Consider the following 14,958-nt stretch of genomic DNA (forward strand, 5'->3'; position numbering starts at 1 on the left):
ACGGAAAGGATTGGTCACGGTTGGCACTTCGACGCGATTCAGTCGCCAACTGACCGGTTGTATCTTTTTCTTTCCGCTTGTCGGATGGTTGTGACAGCTTTTCCCGGGAGGCAGCCGAAGGAATACATTGAGGGGGCGTACTGAGGAGCACACATGCACGCCGGGGGCTCACAGGAGTATGCACAGTGCCTCACCTCGTGGCCGGTTCTGAGTTCCGGTCGGCGTATGTGGGGAACTGGTTGACATGCCGACCGGCGACCGACCACCACCATGGGGGAACAAATGATCCGTGTTCATGTCGTACATCGGGTGGGACTGTTCCGTTCGGCACTCGTGGCGCTGTTGCGCTGCGAGGGGACGCTGGATGTGACGGCCTCGCCCTGGCGGCCCAACCGACAGGGGACGCAGGCACCTTCCCCGCACGTCTGGGTCACCGATGTCGACTGTCTCGATGACCCGGCGAGCACGGGACGGGCGGGGCGCGCGGGATCGGCCGGCGGTCGCGGCGACCGGGGGGCGTTATTGGTCCTCACCCCGGAGAAAAAGCCGGGGGCGCTGCTGAGGGCATTCGAGGCGGGGGCGCTCGGATATGTCAGCAGGGACGGCGATCCCAGCCGTCTGATCGACGGAATACATCAGGTCGCGAACGGCGAGCGATTCGTGGACGACTCCCTGGCCTGTGACTTCCTCCAGGCCACGAAGCTCCCCATGACACCCAGGGAGTTGAGCGTGCTCGCGCTGGCGGCGCAGGGGTCACCGATCAGCGACATCGCGACCTCGCTGCACCTGTCGAGCGGGACGATACGCAACTACCTGGCCTCCGCGATCCGCAAGGTCGGCGGGCGCAACCGTATGGACGCCATACGCATATCCCAGGACGCGGGCTGGCTCTGACGCCGGCGGCCGGTGACCGCCGGCTCAGCGGTCGGCGGTCCGGTGGCCGTCGGTCGGCGGCGTCCGCTGCCAGTGACCGACCAGGTCCCGGTAGAGCGCGGAATCGGCCAGCAGCTCCTCGTGGGTCCCGAACCGTGGCGTGGTGCCGTCCAGGACGAGCACCCGGTCCGCCCGGCGCGCCGACGACAGCCGGTGGGCCACCACGATCAGGGCGCTGGGGCGGGCACTCGCGCAGTCGGCGCGCGCCCGCGCGGCGAACGCGCGCTCGGCGCGCGCCTCGGTGACCGGATCCAGATGGCAGGTGGCCTCGTCCAGCAGGACGAGCGGCGCGGGGGAGAGATACGCGCGGCACAGGGCCAGCAGCTGGCGCTCGCCGTGCGACAGCGCGCGCGGATCGAGTACGGCGTCGGGGCCGCCCAGTCGGCGGACCAGCGGCTCGGCGCCCAACGTCTCGACCGCGTGGGCCAGTTCGGCGCTCGTGGCGTCCGGCCGCAGATGCCGGAGGTTGTCGCGGACGCTGCCGGTGAAGACGTACGCCTGCTGCGGGATGAGGACCCGCCGCTCCGCGAGGTCGTACGCGGTCCGGCCGGTCACCCGCTCCCCGCCGAGCAGGACGCTGCCCCGGTCGGGCGCGACCAGCCCGGCGACGACACCCGTGAGCGTGGACTTCCCGATGCCGCTCGGGCCGACGACGGCGATGTGCTCGCCGCGCCGGACGGTGAGGCCGAGACGTTCCAGGACGGGGGGCGAGTCGGGGCCGTACGCGTGGGTGACGGCGCGGACCTCCACGGCGGGGGTCTCCACGGCGAGGATCTCCATGGCGGGCGTCCGCCGGTCGGGTACGGCACCGGCTGCCCTGTCCCCGGCCGTCGTACGCCCGGTGGCCCCGGGTACGGTCGCGGGCCCCCGGTCCGCCGTCGCGTCCTGGAACCGGTCGACCACCACCAGCAGCCGCGTCCCCGCCGCGCCCAGCGCCGTCATCATGCTGTGCAGCGCGGGCAGCAGCGCCTGGAGCAGATACGTCAGCGCCCCGGCCAGCGCCCCGGTCGTCACCCCCTGCCGCAGCAGCCACGGGGTGGTCACCAGCAGAAGCAGCACAGGCAGCTGCCCGGCGACGCCGAGCGCCACCGTACGGGCCGCCGCCCAGCGCGCCAGTACCCGCGACGTCCGCTCGGCGGTGTCGAAGAGCCGTCCGGTCCGCTCCGCCGCGTCCGCCTCCGCCCCGCAGGCCACCAGGTCCCGGTGGCCCGCCGAGACAGCCCCCACACCCTCGGCGACCGCCTCGTCCGCGTCCAGGAAGGCGCGCTGGGCCGAGGCCATCGGGAGCAGCGTCAGCAGGAACAGTCCGATGCCGAGGACCAGCGGCGGTACGACGACCAGCAGCAGTTGGGGGGCCAGCGCCAGCAGCCCGAGCAGCGCCCCGCCCGCGTTGAAGACGAACGCCCGCACCGTCAGGACCAGTCCGGCGAAACTGTCGCGCACGATCTCGGTCTGATGGGTGAGCCGTGAGACGGCCCCGGCGTCCGAGCGGTCGTCGGTACGGGCCGGGTCGGTGACCGCCCGGCGCAGCGCCTGCCGGACCGCGCGCCGTACCAGCGCGTCGCGCAACGGCTCGGTCAGTTCGGCGAGTTGGGCGAAGACCCCGCGTACCGGAGGGCCCGCGCCGAGGATCGCGGCGGCGGCGACGGCCAGCCACGCCAGACCGGTCCCGGTGTGTCCGGCGAGGAATCCGCGGTCGAGGGCCTGGGCGAGGCAGTACCCGCCGAGGAAGGTCTGCGCGGACTCCAGCAGCGACCAGCCGCCGAGCCGGACCAGCACCCGCTTGCGGCGGAGCAGGAACCGGCGTGCGGGCGGCCAGTTGCGGCGCAGCATGCCCCGGCCGGGCGCCGTCCCCCCGGCGGGCGCCTTCGCGGTGGCGCTCACCGGTCGGCCGCCTCGGTGACGACGGCGGGCGCGGGGGGCACGGACCGCGCGTACGGCGTCACGGCCGGGGCGGTCTCCGAAGGTCCGGGTCCGGGCGGGCCAGGCTGCGAAGGTCCGGGTTCCGGCCGCGCGGGTTGGTGCGCGCCGGGTTCGGGCGGGGCGGTCTCCCAGGATGCCGTCTCCGAAGGTCCGGGTTCCGGAGGGGCGAACAGGGCCCGGTACTCCGGAGTGCGCCACAGCTCCTCGTGCGTCCCCGTCGCCCGCACCCGGCCCTCCTCCAGCCAGACCACCCGGTCGCAGCGGGCGGCCGAGGAGAGCCGGTGGGCGACGATCAGCCGGGTACCGTGCCGGACCTCCCCGGCCAGGGCCCGCTCCACCTGGTGCTCGGTCACGGTGTCCAGGCTGGAGGTCGCGTCGTCCAGCACCAGCAGCCGCCCCGCGCGCGCGAACGCCCGTGCCAGGCCCAGGCGTTGCAGCTCGCCCCCGGAGAGCGGCGCGGCGTGCGGCGCGGTGGCGTACCCGTGCGGCAGCAGCCGTACGAACGCGTCCGCGCTCGCCGCCCGCGCCGCCGCCCGGACCCGCTCCCCGGTGTCCCGCCCGGCCCCGGCTCCCAACGGTCGCGTCCTCCCGGTGCGTTCCTCCGGGAGCGGCGCGCGGCCGGCCAGTGCCTCGGCCAGCGTGGCGCCGAAGAGGACCGGCCGTTCGAACGCGTGACCGACCTCGTCGCGCAGTTCGTCGTGCGGGATGTCGCCGAGCGGGACACCGTCCAGCAGGACGGTTCCCTCGTCCGGCTCCGTGAGCCGCCCCGCGACCGCCGCCAGGGTGGACTTGCCCGCGCCCGAACGCCCCACCACCGCCACCGACATGCCCCCGTCGACTGTCAGGTCGACGCCGTCGAGGACGGCGCGGCCCTCGTGCCGTACGGCCACCCCGCGCAGCTCCAGCCTGCCGCCCCCCTGCGGCGGCAGGCTCCGGGTCCCGTACGTCATCGAGGGCAGCGCCGTCAGCCCGGCCGTCCGGCGGGCCGCCGCACGGCTGCGGATCAGCGAGCCGAGCAGGCCCGCCGCCGTACCGACCCCGGCGGCGAGCGCCGCGTACCGGGCGGCGGCCAGCAACTCGCCCACGCTCATGTCCCCCGACGCGAGGCGCAGTCCGCCGACGGCCAGGACCGCCGTCGTCAGCAGCGGCAGCAGTACCCCGCTGCGGGCCACGGCCGCACCGTGGATCCGCCACATCCGGGTGCCCTGCGCGGCCAGTTCGGGCAGCGGGGCGAGGACCCGGTCTCGGTCACGCTCCTCCGTCCCGGCGGCGGCGATCGTACGGGCCCCGGCCAGCGTCTCCACCAGCCGCGTCGCGATGTCTGCCTGGACACGCTGGTAACTCGCGACGCTGTCCGACGAACCGCGCGCGAAGGCGCGCAGCACCAGCATCAGCAGCGGAAGCCCCGCCAGAAAGGTCAGCGCGGTCCACGGGTCGATCAGGAACAGCGCGGCGACCGCCCCCACGGGTGCGAGCAGCGAGGCACCGAGCGTGGCGGCGGCGACGGGCGCCGTACCCGCCTCGGTGGCGTTCGCGGTCAGCCGGACCGTCACGTCACCGGCCGGGAAGCGGGCGGCGTGGCCGGGCCACGCGGCGAGCAGCCGGTTCACGCCCCGGGTGCGGAGCCACGCGGTCGAACGGGCGCCGGTCGTGCCGCCGAGCATCGCCACCAGCGCGTCCAGCAGCACCTCGGCGACGACGAGAGCCGCGCAGGCGAGCAGCCACGGGTCGGCGCCGGGACTCCGCCGCAGCAGCAGGTCCAGGGTCCGGCCGAGAACGGCCGGCAGGGCGAGGGAGGCGCCCGCCGAGGCGGCGGAACAGAGGAAGACGGCCGTGGTACGGCCCGCGCTGTGCCGCGCGGCGCCCAGCAGGAGCCCGGCGGCTGTCGCGTCACGGTCGGCCGAGGTGCGGCGGCCGGCGGCGGGCGGCGTCTTCACGAAGGTGGTCTCCTCGGTTCTGGCTGCCTGCGCGGGCACGCCCTGGAGGCGCCGGACGGGATGGAGAGCCCGTCCGGCGCCTGTGGCACCCAGGTCATCGGCCGGCCGACGACCGGTGGTGTCAGTTACAGGTGGTGATGCTCAGGCTGCTGTCGCCGCAGAGGAGCAGGCTGGCGCGGCTGCCGGTGGCGACGTCGCCCATGGCCTCTTCCTTCGGGGTCTCCATCGACTGCAGGTCAAGAAGGTTCATGACGGTGCCTCTCTTTTTGGGGACGATGTGCTCGTCACGACTCCAGGCGGAGCCGGTTCATGGGCCGCTTCTTCAGCGGCGGGAGGAAGGGCAGTCGCGCGGGTTTCTCCGCCTGCGCGGCGGCGACTGCCAGCAGACAACCGGCGGTGCCGGTCGCGAGGTCCATCGAGAGCCGCATCATCTGCTCTCCGGGGAAGGCGAGTTGGCCCTGGTAGGGCAGCGCGTGCCAGGCGAGGGTGCCCATCTGCCGCGCGATGTCGGCCGGTTCGGTGCCCGGCCCGGTCGCGGACGTACGACTGAGATGGAGCACCATGCCCGCCGCGCCCCGGAAGAGTCCGGGCTGTGCGTAGAAGGTGGCCTGGGCCGCCCGTACGATCTCGCCGCGCGCCCGCTCGAACCGCTCGTCGGCGCGGTGGGCGAGATAGTCGTCGAGGACCGTCCCGATGCCGACGCTGCCCGCGCCGAGGTAGGGCATGGTGCGCCAGCCCTCGTTCACCTGGAGCGTGCCGCCCGCGCCCTGTACGCAGCGGTCCAGGTCGCCGCCCAGTGCTTTCGCCGCGAGGTCGAGCAGGGCGGTGTCGTGGGTGCGTTCGTACAGGCGGATGAAGAGGAGTGCGACACCGGCGCCGCCGTACAGCAGTCCGGCCCGGTGCGTACCGTCGACCATCGTGCCCGGGGGAGTGGCGTCCACGGCGCGGGCGGCGAGTTCCGCGCAGCGCAGGGCCGCGTCGTCCAGTCCGCTCTCGCCGGTCGCCTCACCGAGCGCGCTGAGCGCGAGGCCCAGGCCGGCGGCGCCGCCGTGCAGATCGGCGGGCAGGTCGTCCCACGGCTGACGCAGTGTCAGTTCGGCCAGTTCCAGGGCGCGATGGGGATGACCGAGCCGGTGCAGGGTCCAACTGAGGCCCGCGAGGCCGTCGTAGAAGCCCAGCGGGGTGCCGGACTCGGGCTGTTTGGTCCGCTCCAGCAGCCATTCCTCGGCGGCGGGACACGGGTCGGCGCCGCTCTCGGCGAGTGCGTAGAGCACTCCGGCGGTGCCGTAGCCGAAGGAGAGACCGCCGCCGGTGGTGGCGAACTGGGCGATGTCACCGGGGAAGTAGCGGTCGTCGCGGTCCGGGGTGGCGGAGGCGAGGATCGCGCGGACCATGGAGTCGCGGCTGGCCGGCCAGTCGGCGGGCTCGGCCGGCAGATAGGGCGCGGGCCGGCTCGGCCCGGTGCTCCGGGCGGCCGGGGCACCCGGATCGCGCATGATCTCCGCCACCGCCTCGTCCAGGAAGGCCCGGTCGACGGGGAACTCCCGTGCCACGACGTCCGCCAGATGCGCCGCCTTGCCCCGGTCGACCGCGAAGAGACTGGTCAGCGGTATGAACAGGGCCAGCCGCAGACAGGCGAGGGCATAGCGGTCGACGTCGTAGCCGCGCCGGCCCGCCGGGGCGACGAACGCCGGGTTGGCCACCGTCTGCCGCCCGTTGTCGGCGGCGGGCGCCGCCGCCTCGAAGTCCAGCAGCGCGACGGACGACTCGTCCTCGGAGACCATGATGTTGAACAGATGCAGGTCGTTGAAGACGATCCCGCGCCCGTGCACCTCGGCGACGGCCTTCTCCACGAGCCCGTACACGCGCAGCGCCCACCGGGTGTAGTCGGCGAGCCGCTCGGCGCCCGGGTCCGCGTCGATGAGCGGATGCCTGCGTGCGAAGAAGGAGTTGAGGGGCTTGCCCTCCACGAACTCCAGCACCAGGAAGTGGTGGCCGCCGAGTTCGAACGCGTCACGCACCTCCGGGGTGCAGGCGAGCCCGGACAGCTTCTCCAGCGCCTCGCGTTCGCGGCGCAGCCGGGTCACCGCGTCGGCGCCGTCCGCCGCCAGACCCGCGTGCGGCCGGGCCTCCTTGAGGACGACCTTCTCGCCGGTCCGGCTGTCGCGGGCGACGTACACGCCCCCGCCGTTGGAGAAGTGCAGCGCCTGCTCCACCACGTACGGCGACTCGGCCACCGTCGTCGCGGCGCGGGCCTCCAGGTGCGGGCGCAGGACCTCGGGCGGGGTGATCCAGTCGGGTATGCGGAAGACCGGGCCGCGCGGGTCGGGTACGAGCCGGCCCTCGGCGTTCTCGATCGCCGGGCGCAGCGCGCCGTCGGCGTAGCAGTCGCGGCGGGTGAAACTGCCGTAACGGACGTGCACGGGGCCGGAGTTCCAGCGCAGATCGCTCAGGATGTACGGGCCCGGCTCGCCGGCCAGCAGTGCGTCGAGCTCCCCGGCGACACGGCCGAACTGCTCGTCGTCCACCGGGTAGACGGTGATGAACTTGCCGCTCGCGCCGCGGTCGGCGTACTTGGCGTTCCGGGTGTGCAGCAGGTACCTGCTCGGCACGAACTTGAACGCGATCCGGCGGGCCACGCAGTACTCGATGGTCCGGGCGAGGATCGACTCCGCGTTGTCCAGACAGGCGGACACATGGATCTTCCAGCCCTGGGCGGGGAGTTCGTGCTCGACGGGACGGAAGGCCAGCCAGTCACCGCTCCGGTGCCGCTGCCACCCCTCGGGCACCGGGCGCCGCGCGGCCTCGTACTCGTCGGCGGTGCCGCGTGCGGCGGTCCCGGTCGAGGTGGCCGAGGCGGTCGTGTCGGCGGCGGGGGACAGACGGTGGGGCGAGTCGTAGAAGTGCCGGTCCGCGTCGCAGAACACGGCGTAACCCTTGTTCACACACCCTCCCTCGTCGGCGACAGCGCCAACCGTGCCACGGTGCCGAGGGGCGCCCATAGTCGCCGATGTCATCGACCTGGCATGCGTTACGCACGAGTAACGTGTGTGTTTCACGCGGGCGTTGAGGCAGCTCGCCGGGGGTGCGGGGAGGGATCGGGCCCTGGGTGCGGGCGCGCGGTCGGCGGCGGTTCAGCCCGCGCGCAGCAACCGCCGGGTCTCCCGGTCGATCTGGCGCGTCTCCCCGCTCGGGACGACGACCACCGGGACCGCCGCGTCCGGCTCGCTGACCGGAAGGGCGCGGACCCCGTCGGACGCCGGGGGCACCCGCAGACCGCCGGTCACCCCGAGGACCCCGAGCCCGGCGCAGATCTCCTCGCGCACCTCGGGCTGGTCCACACCGATCTCCCCGGTGAGGACGAGCGCGTCGAGCCGGTCCAGGGAGGCGGCCATCGACGCGATGCCCGCACGGCAGTGGTGGGTGAAGACGTCCAGCGCCAGCGCGGCGCGAGTGTCACCGGCCGCCCGGTCGCGTACCAGGTCACGGGTGTCGCCGGAGGAACCGGACAGCGCCAGCAGCCCCGAACGGTGGTTCAGGGCGTCGTCGATCTCCTGCGCGGACAGACCGTGCCGGGTCTGAAGCCAGGTCAGCGCGCCGGGATCGACGGCGCCGCTGCGGCACGTCATCACCAGACCGTCCAGCGGGGTGAAACCCATGGTGGTGTCGACGCTCACGCCGTCGCGTACCGCGCACACCGAGCACCCGCCGCCCAGATGCGCGATGACGATCCGCAGCTCGCCCGGCGGCCGGTCCAGCAGTTCGGCCGTACGGCCCAGGGCCCACGCGTAGGACAGGCCGTGGAAGCCGTAGCGCCGTACGCCGTACTCCTCGCGCCAGCTCTCGGGCACCGCGAACTCCCGTGCGGCGGGCGGCAGTCCGGTGTGGAACGCGGTGTCGAAGCAGGCGACGTGCGGCACGTTGGGCAGCAGCTCACGGGCCGCGTCGAGGACGTGGAGAGCCGGCGGCACGTGGGAGGGCGCCAGATCCGCCGTCAGGGCGATCTCCTCACGGACCGTGTCGTCGACCACGGTGTGCCGGCGCAGCTCCGGGCCGCCGTGCACGATCCGGTGACCGACGGCCGTGGGCGCGGGCGCGTAACGCAGCAGGTTCCGCAGCTGTCCCGACAGGCGGTCCTCCGGGACGGACATGTCGTCGTACGAGGCGAGCGCCGTACCGTCGTTGGCGTAGACGGTCAGATGCACACTGGTGGCCCCGGCGTCCGCCACCAGGACGGGCTCTCGTTCATGACCGGCCACGACGTGCACCTCCTCGGGTACGGGGTACGCCGGCGCGTTCCGGATACGCCGGCACGTCAGGTACGCCGCCGTGTGCCCGGCACATCAGCGTGTCCCGGTACGGCCTCGGGGACCCCCGCCCCCGCCCCCGCCGGCGCGGCCGGACGGCAGCAGCGCGCCGATGTCGACGGGCAGCGCGGCGGCGATCTTGTCCATCAGCTCGGGGGAGAGCGCGGCGTCCAGCACCTCCAGCACCGCGGCCGACTCCCGCAGCGCCGCGTCCTCCCCGGTGCCGGCACGGTCCGAGACCCGCCCCGTGAAGGCGACCAGGTCGAACCGCTCACCGGAACCGGTGTCCCGGCCCCCGGCGGCGGCGGACTCCGCCGGACGCCGCAGACAGGCCGCCAGATCCGGCGGAAGCTGCGCCGCCACATGATCGGCGAGCCCGGCGGGCAGCCGCTCGCCCAGTGTCCGCAGCACGGCCCGGGTCGCCCGCTCGGTGGATCCCCGGTCCGGCAGTCGGGCGAGGGCCTGGATCTTCCCGATCATCTCGTCGTGGTGCATCGCGTGATCCTCTCCACGGGTCACCGCACCGGCCGCCCGCCTCCCCGGGTACGGCTCCGGGCTCGACCGGGCGCGGGGGTGGCTGCCGCACCCGCCCGGGAGCCGGGTGGCGTCGGGCGGGGCCCGCAGCCTCAGGGTGAGTCCGCGGGCGTGGTGCGGCAAGTTTGGGGAATCGCCGTACGGCTACCCATGGTGACGACCCCGGTGCTCGGCGATCCCTACCGCCGGCCCGACGACCCCGACGTTTCGGACAGGAGAGGCACCATGCGTATCGGAATCATCGGCGCGGGCCACATCGGCTCGACGCTCGCCCGGCACTTCGCCGGCATCGGCCACGAGGTGGTCATCGCGAACTCGCGCGGCCCCGAGACGCTGGCGGAACTGGTCGACGGCATCGAGGGCTCCGTACGGGCCGTGGGCGCCGGGGAGGCCGCGTGGTTCGGCCAGGTCGTCGTCGTGTCCGTCCCGTACGGCCGTGTCGGCGAGCTGCCCCTGGGCGAGCTGCGCGACAAGGTCGTCGTCGACACCTGCAACTACTCTCCGGAGCGGGACGGCCACGAACCCGACCTGGACGACGACTCGACCACCTCCAGCGAGAAGGTACGGGCCCGGACCCACTCCAACCTGGTCAAGGCGTTCAACGCCATCCGCTGGGACGTCCTGCGCGACCGGGGCCGCCCCAAGGGCGCCCCGGACCGCCTCGGCATTCCGCTCTCCGGCGACGACGAGGAGGCCGTGGCCGTGGTGGCGGGGCTGATCCGCGACATCGGCTTCGACCCGGTGAACGCCGGCCACCTCGGCGGCGGCGGACGCAAGCACCAGCCGGGCACGGACGTGTACACCGCGGAGCTGACCGCCCACGAACTGGACGCGCGACTGCACGCGCTCTGAGACACCGAGACGTTCGCGGGCACCGTCGCAGTACCGTGTGACAGAGGAGGGAGTCTTATGAGCACACACACGGCTACGGAGAAAGCGGTCCTCGCGGGCGGCTGCTTCTGGGGCATGCAGGACCTGATTCGCGGTCTGCCGGGGGTGATCTCCACCAGGGTCGGTTACACGGGGGGAGACGTCGCGAACGCCACGTACCGCAACCACGGCACCCACGCCGAGGGCATCGAGATCGTCTTCGACCCCGAGAAGACCAGCTACCGCCAGATCCTCGAATACTTCTTCCAGATCCACGACCCCACGACACTCAACCGCCAGGGCAACGACATCGGTCTCAGCTACCGGTCGGCGATCTACTACCTCGGCGACGAGCAGAAGCGCGTCGCCGAGGACACCGTCGCCGACGTCGAGGCGTCCGGCCTGTGGCCGGGGAAGGTCGTCACGGAGGTGGCCGAGGCGGGCCCCTTCTGGGAGGCCGAGCCCGAGCACCAGGACTATCTGGTCCGCTACCCCGACGGCTACACCTGCCACTTCATCCGTCCGGGCTGGAAACTTCCGGCCCGCGCCGGTCGTTAGGCCCTGTCGGTCGGAACGCCACGAGGGGCCCGTGTCCCGGCCGGGACACGGGCCCCTCGGCGTCGCGCGGGGTCACCGCGTCACTTCTTGTCGCGCTCCGGCATGGGCGAGTAGCCGGTGGGACCCGGTGACCGGCCCGCCGGGGCGTAGTCGCAGTCGAGGCTGGACACCTCGTAGTCGTTGCCCTCGTTCTGCTCCTGGTCGACGACCACCGCGGCGGTGCAGGCGCGGCCGTGCCCGTCGGTGAACGTGACGATCTCGCTGTAGTCGGTCGGAACCCCGCACCCCGCGAGCAGCAGCACCGCTCCTGCGCCAAGCACCAGTCCGAACCCCCGTAGCCGTTGCATCAGTTGCCCCTCCCACTCTGCTTTCGCCGACCAACTCGGCTGTCCCCAACCGGTAGTCGTCAACGAGGGTCCGGCTGGTTCCTCCGGGCGGTGCCGGGTCGCGAGGGGGCGGAGGCGTACGCGACGACCCTCAGGCCGCGAACACCTGCCCGTCGTCCGCGAACGCCTTGAACTCCAGTGCGTTGCCCGACGGGTCCAGCAGGAACATCGTCCACTGTTCGCCCGGCAGGCCCTCGAAGCGGAGGTACGGCTCGATCACGAACGCCGTGCCCGCCGCGCGGAGCCGGTCCGCCAGGGCGTGGAACTCCGGTGGGGTCAGCAGCAGGCCGAAGTGGGGTACCGGCACGTCGTGGCCGTCGACCGCGTTGCGGACCGGCTCCGGGCGGTGCGGGGACAGGTGGGTCACGAACTGGTGGCCGTGGAGGTTCCAGTCCACCCAGGTGTCCGAGCTGCGGCCTTCCGGGAGGTCGAGGACGTCGCCGTAGAAGCGGCGGGCCGCCGCGAGGTCGTCCACGGGGATCGCGAGGTGGAAGCGGGGGAGACGGGAGTCGGGGGTCGTCATGGTGGGGTGCCGCCCTTCGTCGCGGTCGCGGTCACTGTTGTCCGCACGCACTGTACGGAGGACACGCCGCCCACCGTCAGACCGGCCTCTCCCGCACCACCTCCGCCGGGTCCCTGTCCTCCCGCAGTCCCAGATACCGGGGGTGGCGCAGCATGCCGTCCCGGGTCCACTCGGTGAACGCGATCTGGGCGACCAGCCGGGGCTCCGTCCAGTGCGGCGCCCGTTCCCTGACCACGTCGGCGAACGGGGACCGGGGGATCGCCGCCTCGTCCAGACGCCGGCGCAGCGCCACCAGCGTCGCGTGGTCCCAGCCCGTCCCCACCTTGCCCGCGTACCGCAGCCGCCCGTCCTCGTAGTGGCCGAGCAGCAGCGCGCCGAAGCCCACGCGGGAGCCGGACGGCTCCGTGTAGCCCCCGACCACGAACTCCTGCCCCCGCTGGCACTTGAGCTTCAGCCAGCCCGTCGAGCGCCGGGGCTCGTAGCGGCCCGCCGCGCGTTTGGCGATCAGGCCCTCCCAGCCGTCGGCGCACGCCCGGTCCAGCAGCTCCCGGCCGCCCGCGTTGCGGTGGGTCGTGAAGCGCAGCGGCGCCCGGAAGGACAGTGCCCGCCGCAGCAGCGACTTGCGTGAGCGCAGCGAGACCGAGGTCAGGTCGGCGCCGTCGAGCCGCAGCAGATCGAACAGGTGGTAGGTGACGGCCACTCCGGTGGCGCGCGCCCGGCGGGCGTCGTCGATGCCCATCCGCCGCTGGAGCCGCGCGAAGTCGGTACGGCCGTCGATGTACGCGACGACCTCGCCGTCCACCGTGAAGTCGGCGCACTCCTGCGCCTCCAGTGCCGCCACGACCTCCGGATACGTGGCGTCGAGCCGCCGCCCGGTCCGCGACAGCAGCCGAACGCCCGAGGTGTCGCGCACGGCCAGCACCCGTACGCCGTCCAGTTTCCGCTCGAAGATCCAGCCGTCGCCGAAGACCCGTCGGTCGCTCGCGGTGGCGAGTATCGGCGCCGACGCCAGCAGCGCTCCCGACCGGCCGTGCCGCAGCCTGCCCCGTTCGTCGGCGGGCAGGGTGTCCAGGAGACTGCTCATCGGGTCTCGTGTCCGTCCGTCGGGTGATGTCGGGTGACATCCTCGGCCGTCACCCGACGCGCACCTCGTCGGCGGGTCCGGCCGGTCACCCGCCCGGCCCCGGAGCCGCCCCCTACGACGCCCGGTGCGCCGGCTGGAGCCCCGCGTACACCCCGCCCCGTGTCATCAGCGAGTCGTGCGTGCCCACCTCCGCGATCCGGCCCCGCTCCATCACCACGATGCGGTCCGCGCTCCGGATCGTGGAGAGCCGGTGGGCGACCACGAAGACCGTACGGCCGTGGACCAGCCGGGCCAGCGCCTCCTGCACCAGCGCCTCCGAGCGGGTGTCGAGCGCGGACGTGGCCTCGTCCAGGACCAGGACCCGGGGGTCGCGTATCAGCGCGCGGGCGATCGCCAGCCGCTGCTTCTGCCCGCCGGACAGCCGTGCCCCGCGCTCGCCGACGACGGTGTCGAGGCCGTCCGGCAGCCGGTCCACGAACTCCAGGGCGTTGGCGTCCCGCAGCGCCCGCCGCACGGTCGTCTCGTCCGCGCCGTCCAGGCCGTACGTGACGTTCTCCCGGATCGTGCCCTCGAAGAGGATCGACTCCTGGGGGACCACGGACAGGAACCGGCGGTAGCTGCGCAGATCGAGGGAGGCCATGTCCGTGCCGTCCAGCAGAATGCGGCCCGAGGTCGGGCGGATGAAACCGATGAGGAGGTTGAGCACGGTCGACTTGCCCGCGCCCGACGCCCCGACCAGGGCGATCGTCCGGCCCGGCCGGGCGGACAGCGTGAAACCCTCCACGGCCGCGTCCGGCGTGCCGTCGTACCGGAAACCGACGTTCTCGAAGTCGATGCGCCCGGCGACCGAACCGACCCGCTCCTTGCCCGCGTTGTTCTCCAGATCGGGTGCCTGGAGCACCTCGCCCGCCGACCGCACGGACTCAAGTCCCTTGCTGATGACGGGCGCGAGACCCAGCAGGGTCACCATCGACGTGGTCAGGGTGGTGAAGAACGCGCTGAGCATGACGACGTCGCCCGCCGTGATGGGCAGCAGACCGTGGTACGCCACGAGCGCCGAGCCCGCGAGACACGCCACACCCAGCGAGTTGAGCAGGATCCAGGAGAGCGCCCCGAAACGCCCGTTGAGCAGGTCGAGCCGCACCCCGGCCGCCAGCACCTGGCGCAGCGAGCCGTCGATACGGACCATCGCCGCGCCCTCCAGTCCGTGCGCGCGGGTGATCGGGATCAGCGACGTCATCTCACTGACCCGCGACGACATCCGCTCCACCTCGCTGCGGAAGGCCGCGTTGTGGCTCCGCAGCCGGCCGCGCAGCCGCACGATCAGGAAACCGGCGGCGGGCACCACGAGCAGGAAGACCGGGAGGAACGACGGGACGCGCACACCGATCACCACCAGACCGCCGACCAGGGTCACGACGGCCGCCAGCCCCATGTCCGAGGACTGCTGCACCATCTGCTCCACCGTCTCCACGTCCCTGACCACCTTGGCCTGGAGCACGCCCGCGCTCACCCGCGCGTGGTAGCCGATGGAGAGCTGCTGCATCCGGCGGCAGAGCGCGTCCCGCAACTCCATGCCCACCCGCCGTACGCTCCCCGCCAGACAGCGCACATACAGCAGATGCAGCGGGAAGTTGAGCAGCAGCACCACGAGCAGCACGCCCGCGTTGATCCAGATTCCGGAGACCGGGCCGCGCTGGACGACGGTGTCGATGATGTTGGCGGTGATGAGGGGAAGCAGCCAGATCGGGCTGTGCTTCCCGACGAAGGCGAGGACGGCGACCACGAGCCGGGCGCGGTCGGGACGGAAGAGATAGCCGAGGGTCCGTACGGGATGCTCCCCCCGGTAGCGGTGGTCGAGCGCCGCCGATGACGGGGTGGAGGAGACCGGTCGCTGCATGTG

The 14,958-nt window shown here is 73.1% G+C and carries 13 protein-coding genes; 3 read left to right on the forward strand and 10 right to left on the reverse strand.

The window, feature by feature from the left end; genetic code table 11:
• Window positions 1-282: 282 nt before the first annotated feature.
• Window positions 283-894 (forward strand): helix-turn-helix transcriptional regulator, encoded by a 612-nt coding sequence (locus tag OG875_RS29170; protein ID WP_330177225.1) that lies wholly within the window; start codon window positions 283-285, stop codon window positions 892-894.
• A 24-nt stretch (window positions 895-918) separates the two neighbouring features.
• Here the strand turns inward: OG875_RS29170 and OG875_RS29175 are convergent, their stop codons facing one another.
• From OG875_RS29175 to OG875_RS29200, 6 genes are all read right to left on the reverse strand, one after another.
• Window positions 919-2,817, reverse strand: a complete 1,899-nt coding sequence (locus OG875_RS29175) for an ATP-binding cassette domain-containing protein (protein WP_443079220.1) — start codon at window positions 2,815-2,817, stop codon at window positions 919-921.
• Complete coding sequence (locus tag OG875_RS29180; protein WP_443079221.1) at window positions 2,814-4,793, reverse strand: ABC transporter ATP-binding protein; 1,980 nt, start codon at window positions 4,791-4,793, stop codon at window positions 2,814-2,816. Before OG875_RS29180 ends, OG875_RS29175 begins: the two co-directional genes overlap by 4 nt.
• A 121-nt stretch (window positions 4,794-4,914) precedes the next feature.
• Window positions 4,915-5,043, reverse strand: coding sequence for a mycelium formation morphogenetic lantipeptide SapB (gene ramS / locus OG875_RS29185; protein ID WP_330177226.1), 129 nt, complete (start codon window positions 5,041-5,043; stop codon window positions 4,915-4,917).
• 34 nt (window positions 5,044-5,077) lie between these two features.
• The gene (gene lanKC, locus OG875_RS29190; protein ID WP_330177227.1) at window positions 5,078-7,738 is read right to left on the reverse strand and encodes a class III lanthionine synthetase LanKC; all 2,661 of its coding nucleotides are present in this window, start codon (window positions 7,736-7,738) and stop codon (window positions 5,078-5,080) included.
• Window positions 7,739-7,927: 189 nt separating this feature from the next.
• A complete protein-coding gene (locus OG875_RS29195) occupies window positions 7,928-9,052 on the reverse strand; it encodes an acetate/propionate family kinase (RefSeq protein ID WP_330177228.1) in 1,125 nt (374 codons plus the stop codon).
• 84 nt (window positions 9,053-9,136) lie between these two features.
• Window positions 9,137-9,595: a DUF2267 domain-containing protein gene (locus OG875_RS29200; protein ID WP_330177229.1), complete on the reverse strand. Its 459-nt coding sequence runs from the start codon at window positions 9,593-9,595 to the stop codon at window positions 9,137-9,139.
• 264 nt (window positions 9,596-9,859) lie between these two features.
• On the opposite strand from OG875_RS29200, the gene OG875_RS29205 reads away from it, so the two are divergent.
• On the forward strand, window positions 9,860-10,486 hold the full coding sequence (locus OG875_RS29205) for an NADPH-dependent F420 reductase (RefSeq protein WP_330177230.1): 627 nt from the start codon (window positions 9,860-9,862) through the stop codon (window positions 10,484-10,486).
• Between the two features lie 57 nt (window positions 10,487-10,543).
• Window positions 10,544-11,062 carry a peptide-methionine (S)-S-oxide reductase MsrA gene (gene msrA / locus OG875_RS29210; RefSeq protein ID WP_330177231.1) on the forward strand — a complete coding sequence of 173 codons (519 nt, stop codon included), beginning with the start codon at window positions 10,544-10,546 and terminating at the stop codon, window positions 11,060-11,062.
• A gap of 80 nt (window positions 11,063-11,142) precedes the next feature.
• Here msrA and OG875_RS29215 read toward each other — a convergent pair whose 3' ends face one another.
• From OG875_RS29215 to OG875_RS29230, 4 genes are all read right to left on the reverse strand, one after another.
• Window positions 11,143-11,382 carry a hypothetical protein gene (locus OG875_RS29215; protein ID WP_330177232.1) on the reverse strand — a complete coding sequence of 80 codons (240 nt, stop codon included), beginning with the start codon at window positions 11,380-11,382 and terminating at the stop codon, window positions 11,143-11,145.
• A gap of 157 nt (window positions 11,383-11,539) precedes the next feature.
• Window positions 11,540-11,971 (reverse strand): VOC family protein, encoded by a 432-nt coding sequence (locus OG875_RS29220; RefSeq protein WP_330177233.1) that lies wholly within the window; start codon window positions 11,969-11,971, stop codon window positions 11,540-11,542.
• Between the two features lie 76 nt (window positions 11,972-12,047).
• The gene (gene ligD, locus OG875_RS29225) at window positions 12,048-13,055 is read right to left on the reverse strand and encodes a non-homologous end-joining DNA ligase (RefSeq protein ID WP_330177234.1); all 1,008 of its coding nucleotides are present in this window, start codon (window positions 13,053-13,055) and stop codon (window positions 12,048-12,050) included.
• 112 nt (window positions 13,056-13,167) lie between these two features.
• On the reverse strand, window positions 13,168-14,955 hold the full coding sequence (locus tag OG875_RS29230; protein WP_330177235.1) for an ABC transporter ATP-binding protein: 1,788 nt from the start codon (window positions 14,953-14,955) through the stop codon (window positions 13,168-13,170).
• Window positions 14,956-14,958 lie beyond the last annotated feature (3 nt).

The organism is Streptomyces sp. NBC_01498, from assembly GCF_036327775.1.
Lineage (GTDB): Bacteria > Actinomycetota > Actinomycetes > Streptomycetales > Streptomycetaceae > Streptomyces.

What these genes read in the sequence shown, in the direction of transcription:
- OG875_RS29220 (WP_330177233.1), bottom strand. Translation starts at nt 11,971, where the DNA reads ATGACGACCCCCGACTCCCGTCTCCCCCGCTTCCACCTCGCGATCCCC.
- ramS (WP_330177226.1), bottom strand. Translation starts at nt 5,043, where the DNA reads ATGAACCTTCTTGACCTGCAGTCGATGGAGACCCCGAAGGAAGAGGCC.
- OG875_RS29200 (WP_330177229.1), bottom strand. Translation starts at nt 9,595, where the DNA reads ATGCACCACGACGAGATGATCGGGAAGATCCAGGCCCTCGCCCGACTG.
- ligD (WP_330177234.1), bottom strand. Translation starts at nt 13,055, where the DNA reads ATGAGCAGTCTCCTGGACACCCTGCCCGCCGACGAACGGGGCAGGCTG.
- OG875_RS29230 (WP_330177235.1), bottom strand. Translation starts at nt 14,955, where the DNA reads ATGCAGCGACCGGTCTCCTCCACCCCGTCATCGGCGGCGCTCGACCAC.
- OG875_RS29170 (WP_330177225.1), top strand. Translation starts at nt 283, where the DNA reads ATGATCCGTGTTCATGTCGTACATCGGGTGGGACTGTTCCGTTCGGCA.
- msrA (WP_330177231.1), top strand. Translation starts at nt 10,544, where the DNA reads ATGAGCACACACACGGCTACGGAGAAAGCGGTCCTCGCGGGCGGCTGC.
- OG875_RS29205 (WP_330177230.1), top strand. Translation starts at nt 9,860, where the DNA reads ATGCGTATCGGAATCATCGGCGCGGGCCACATCGGCTCGACGCTCGCC.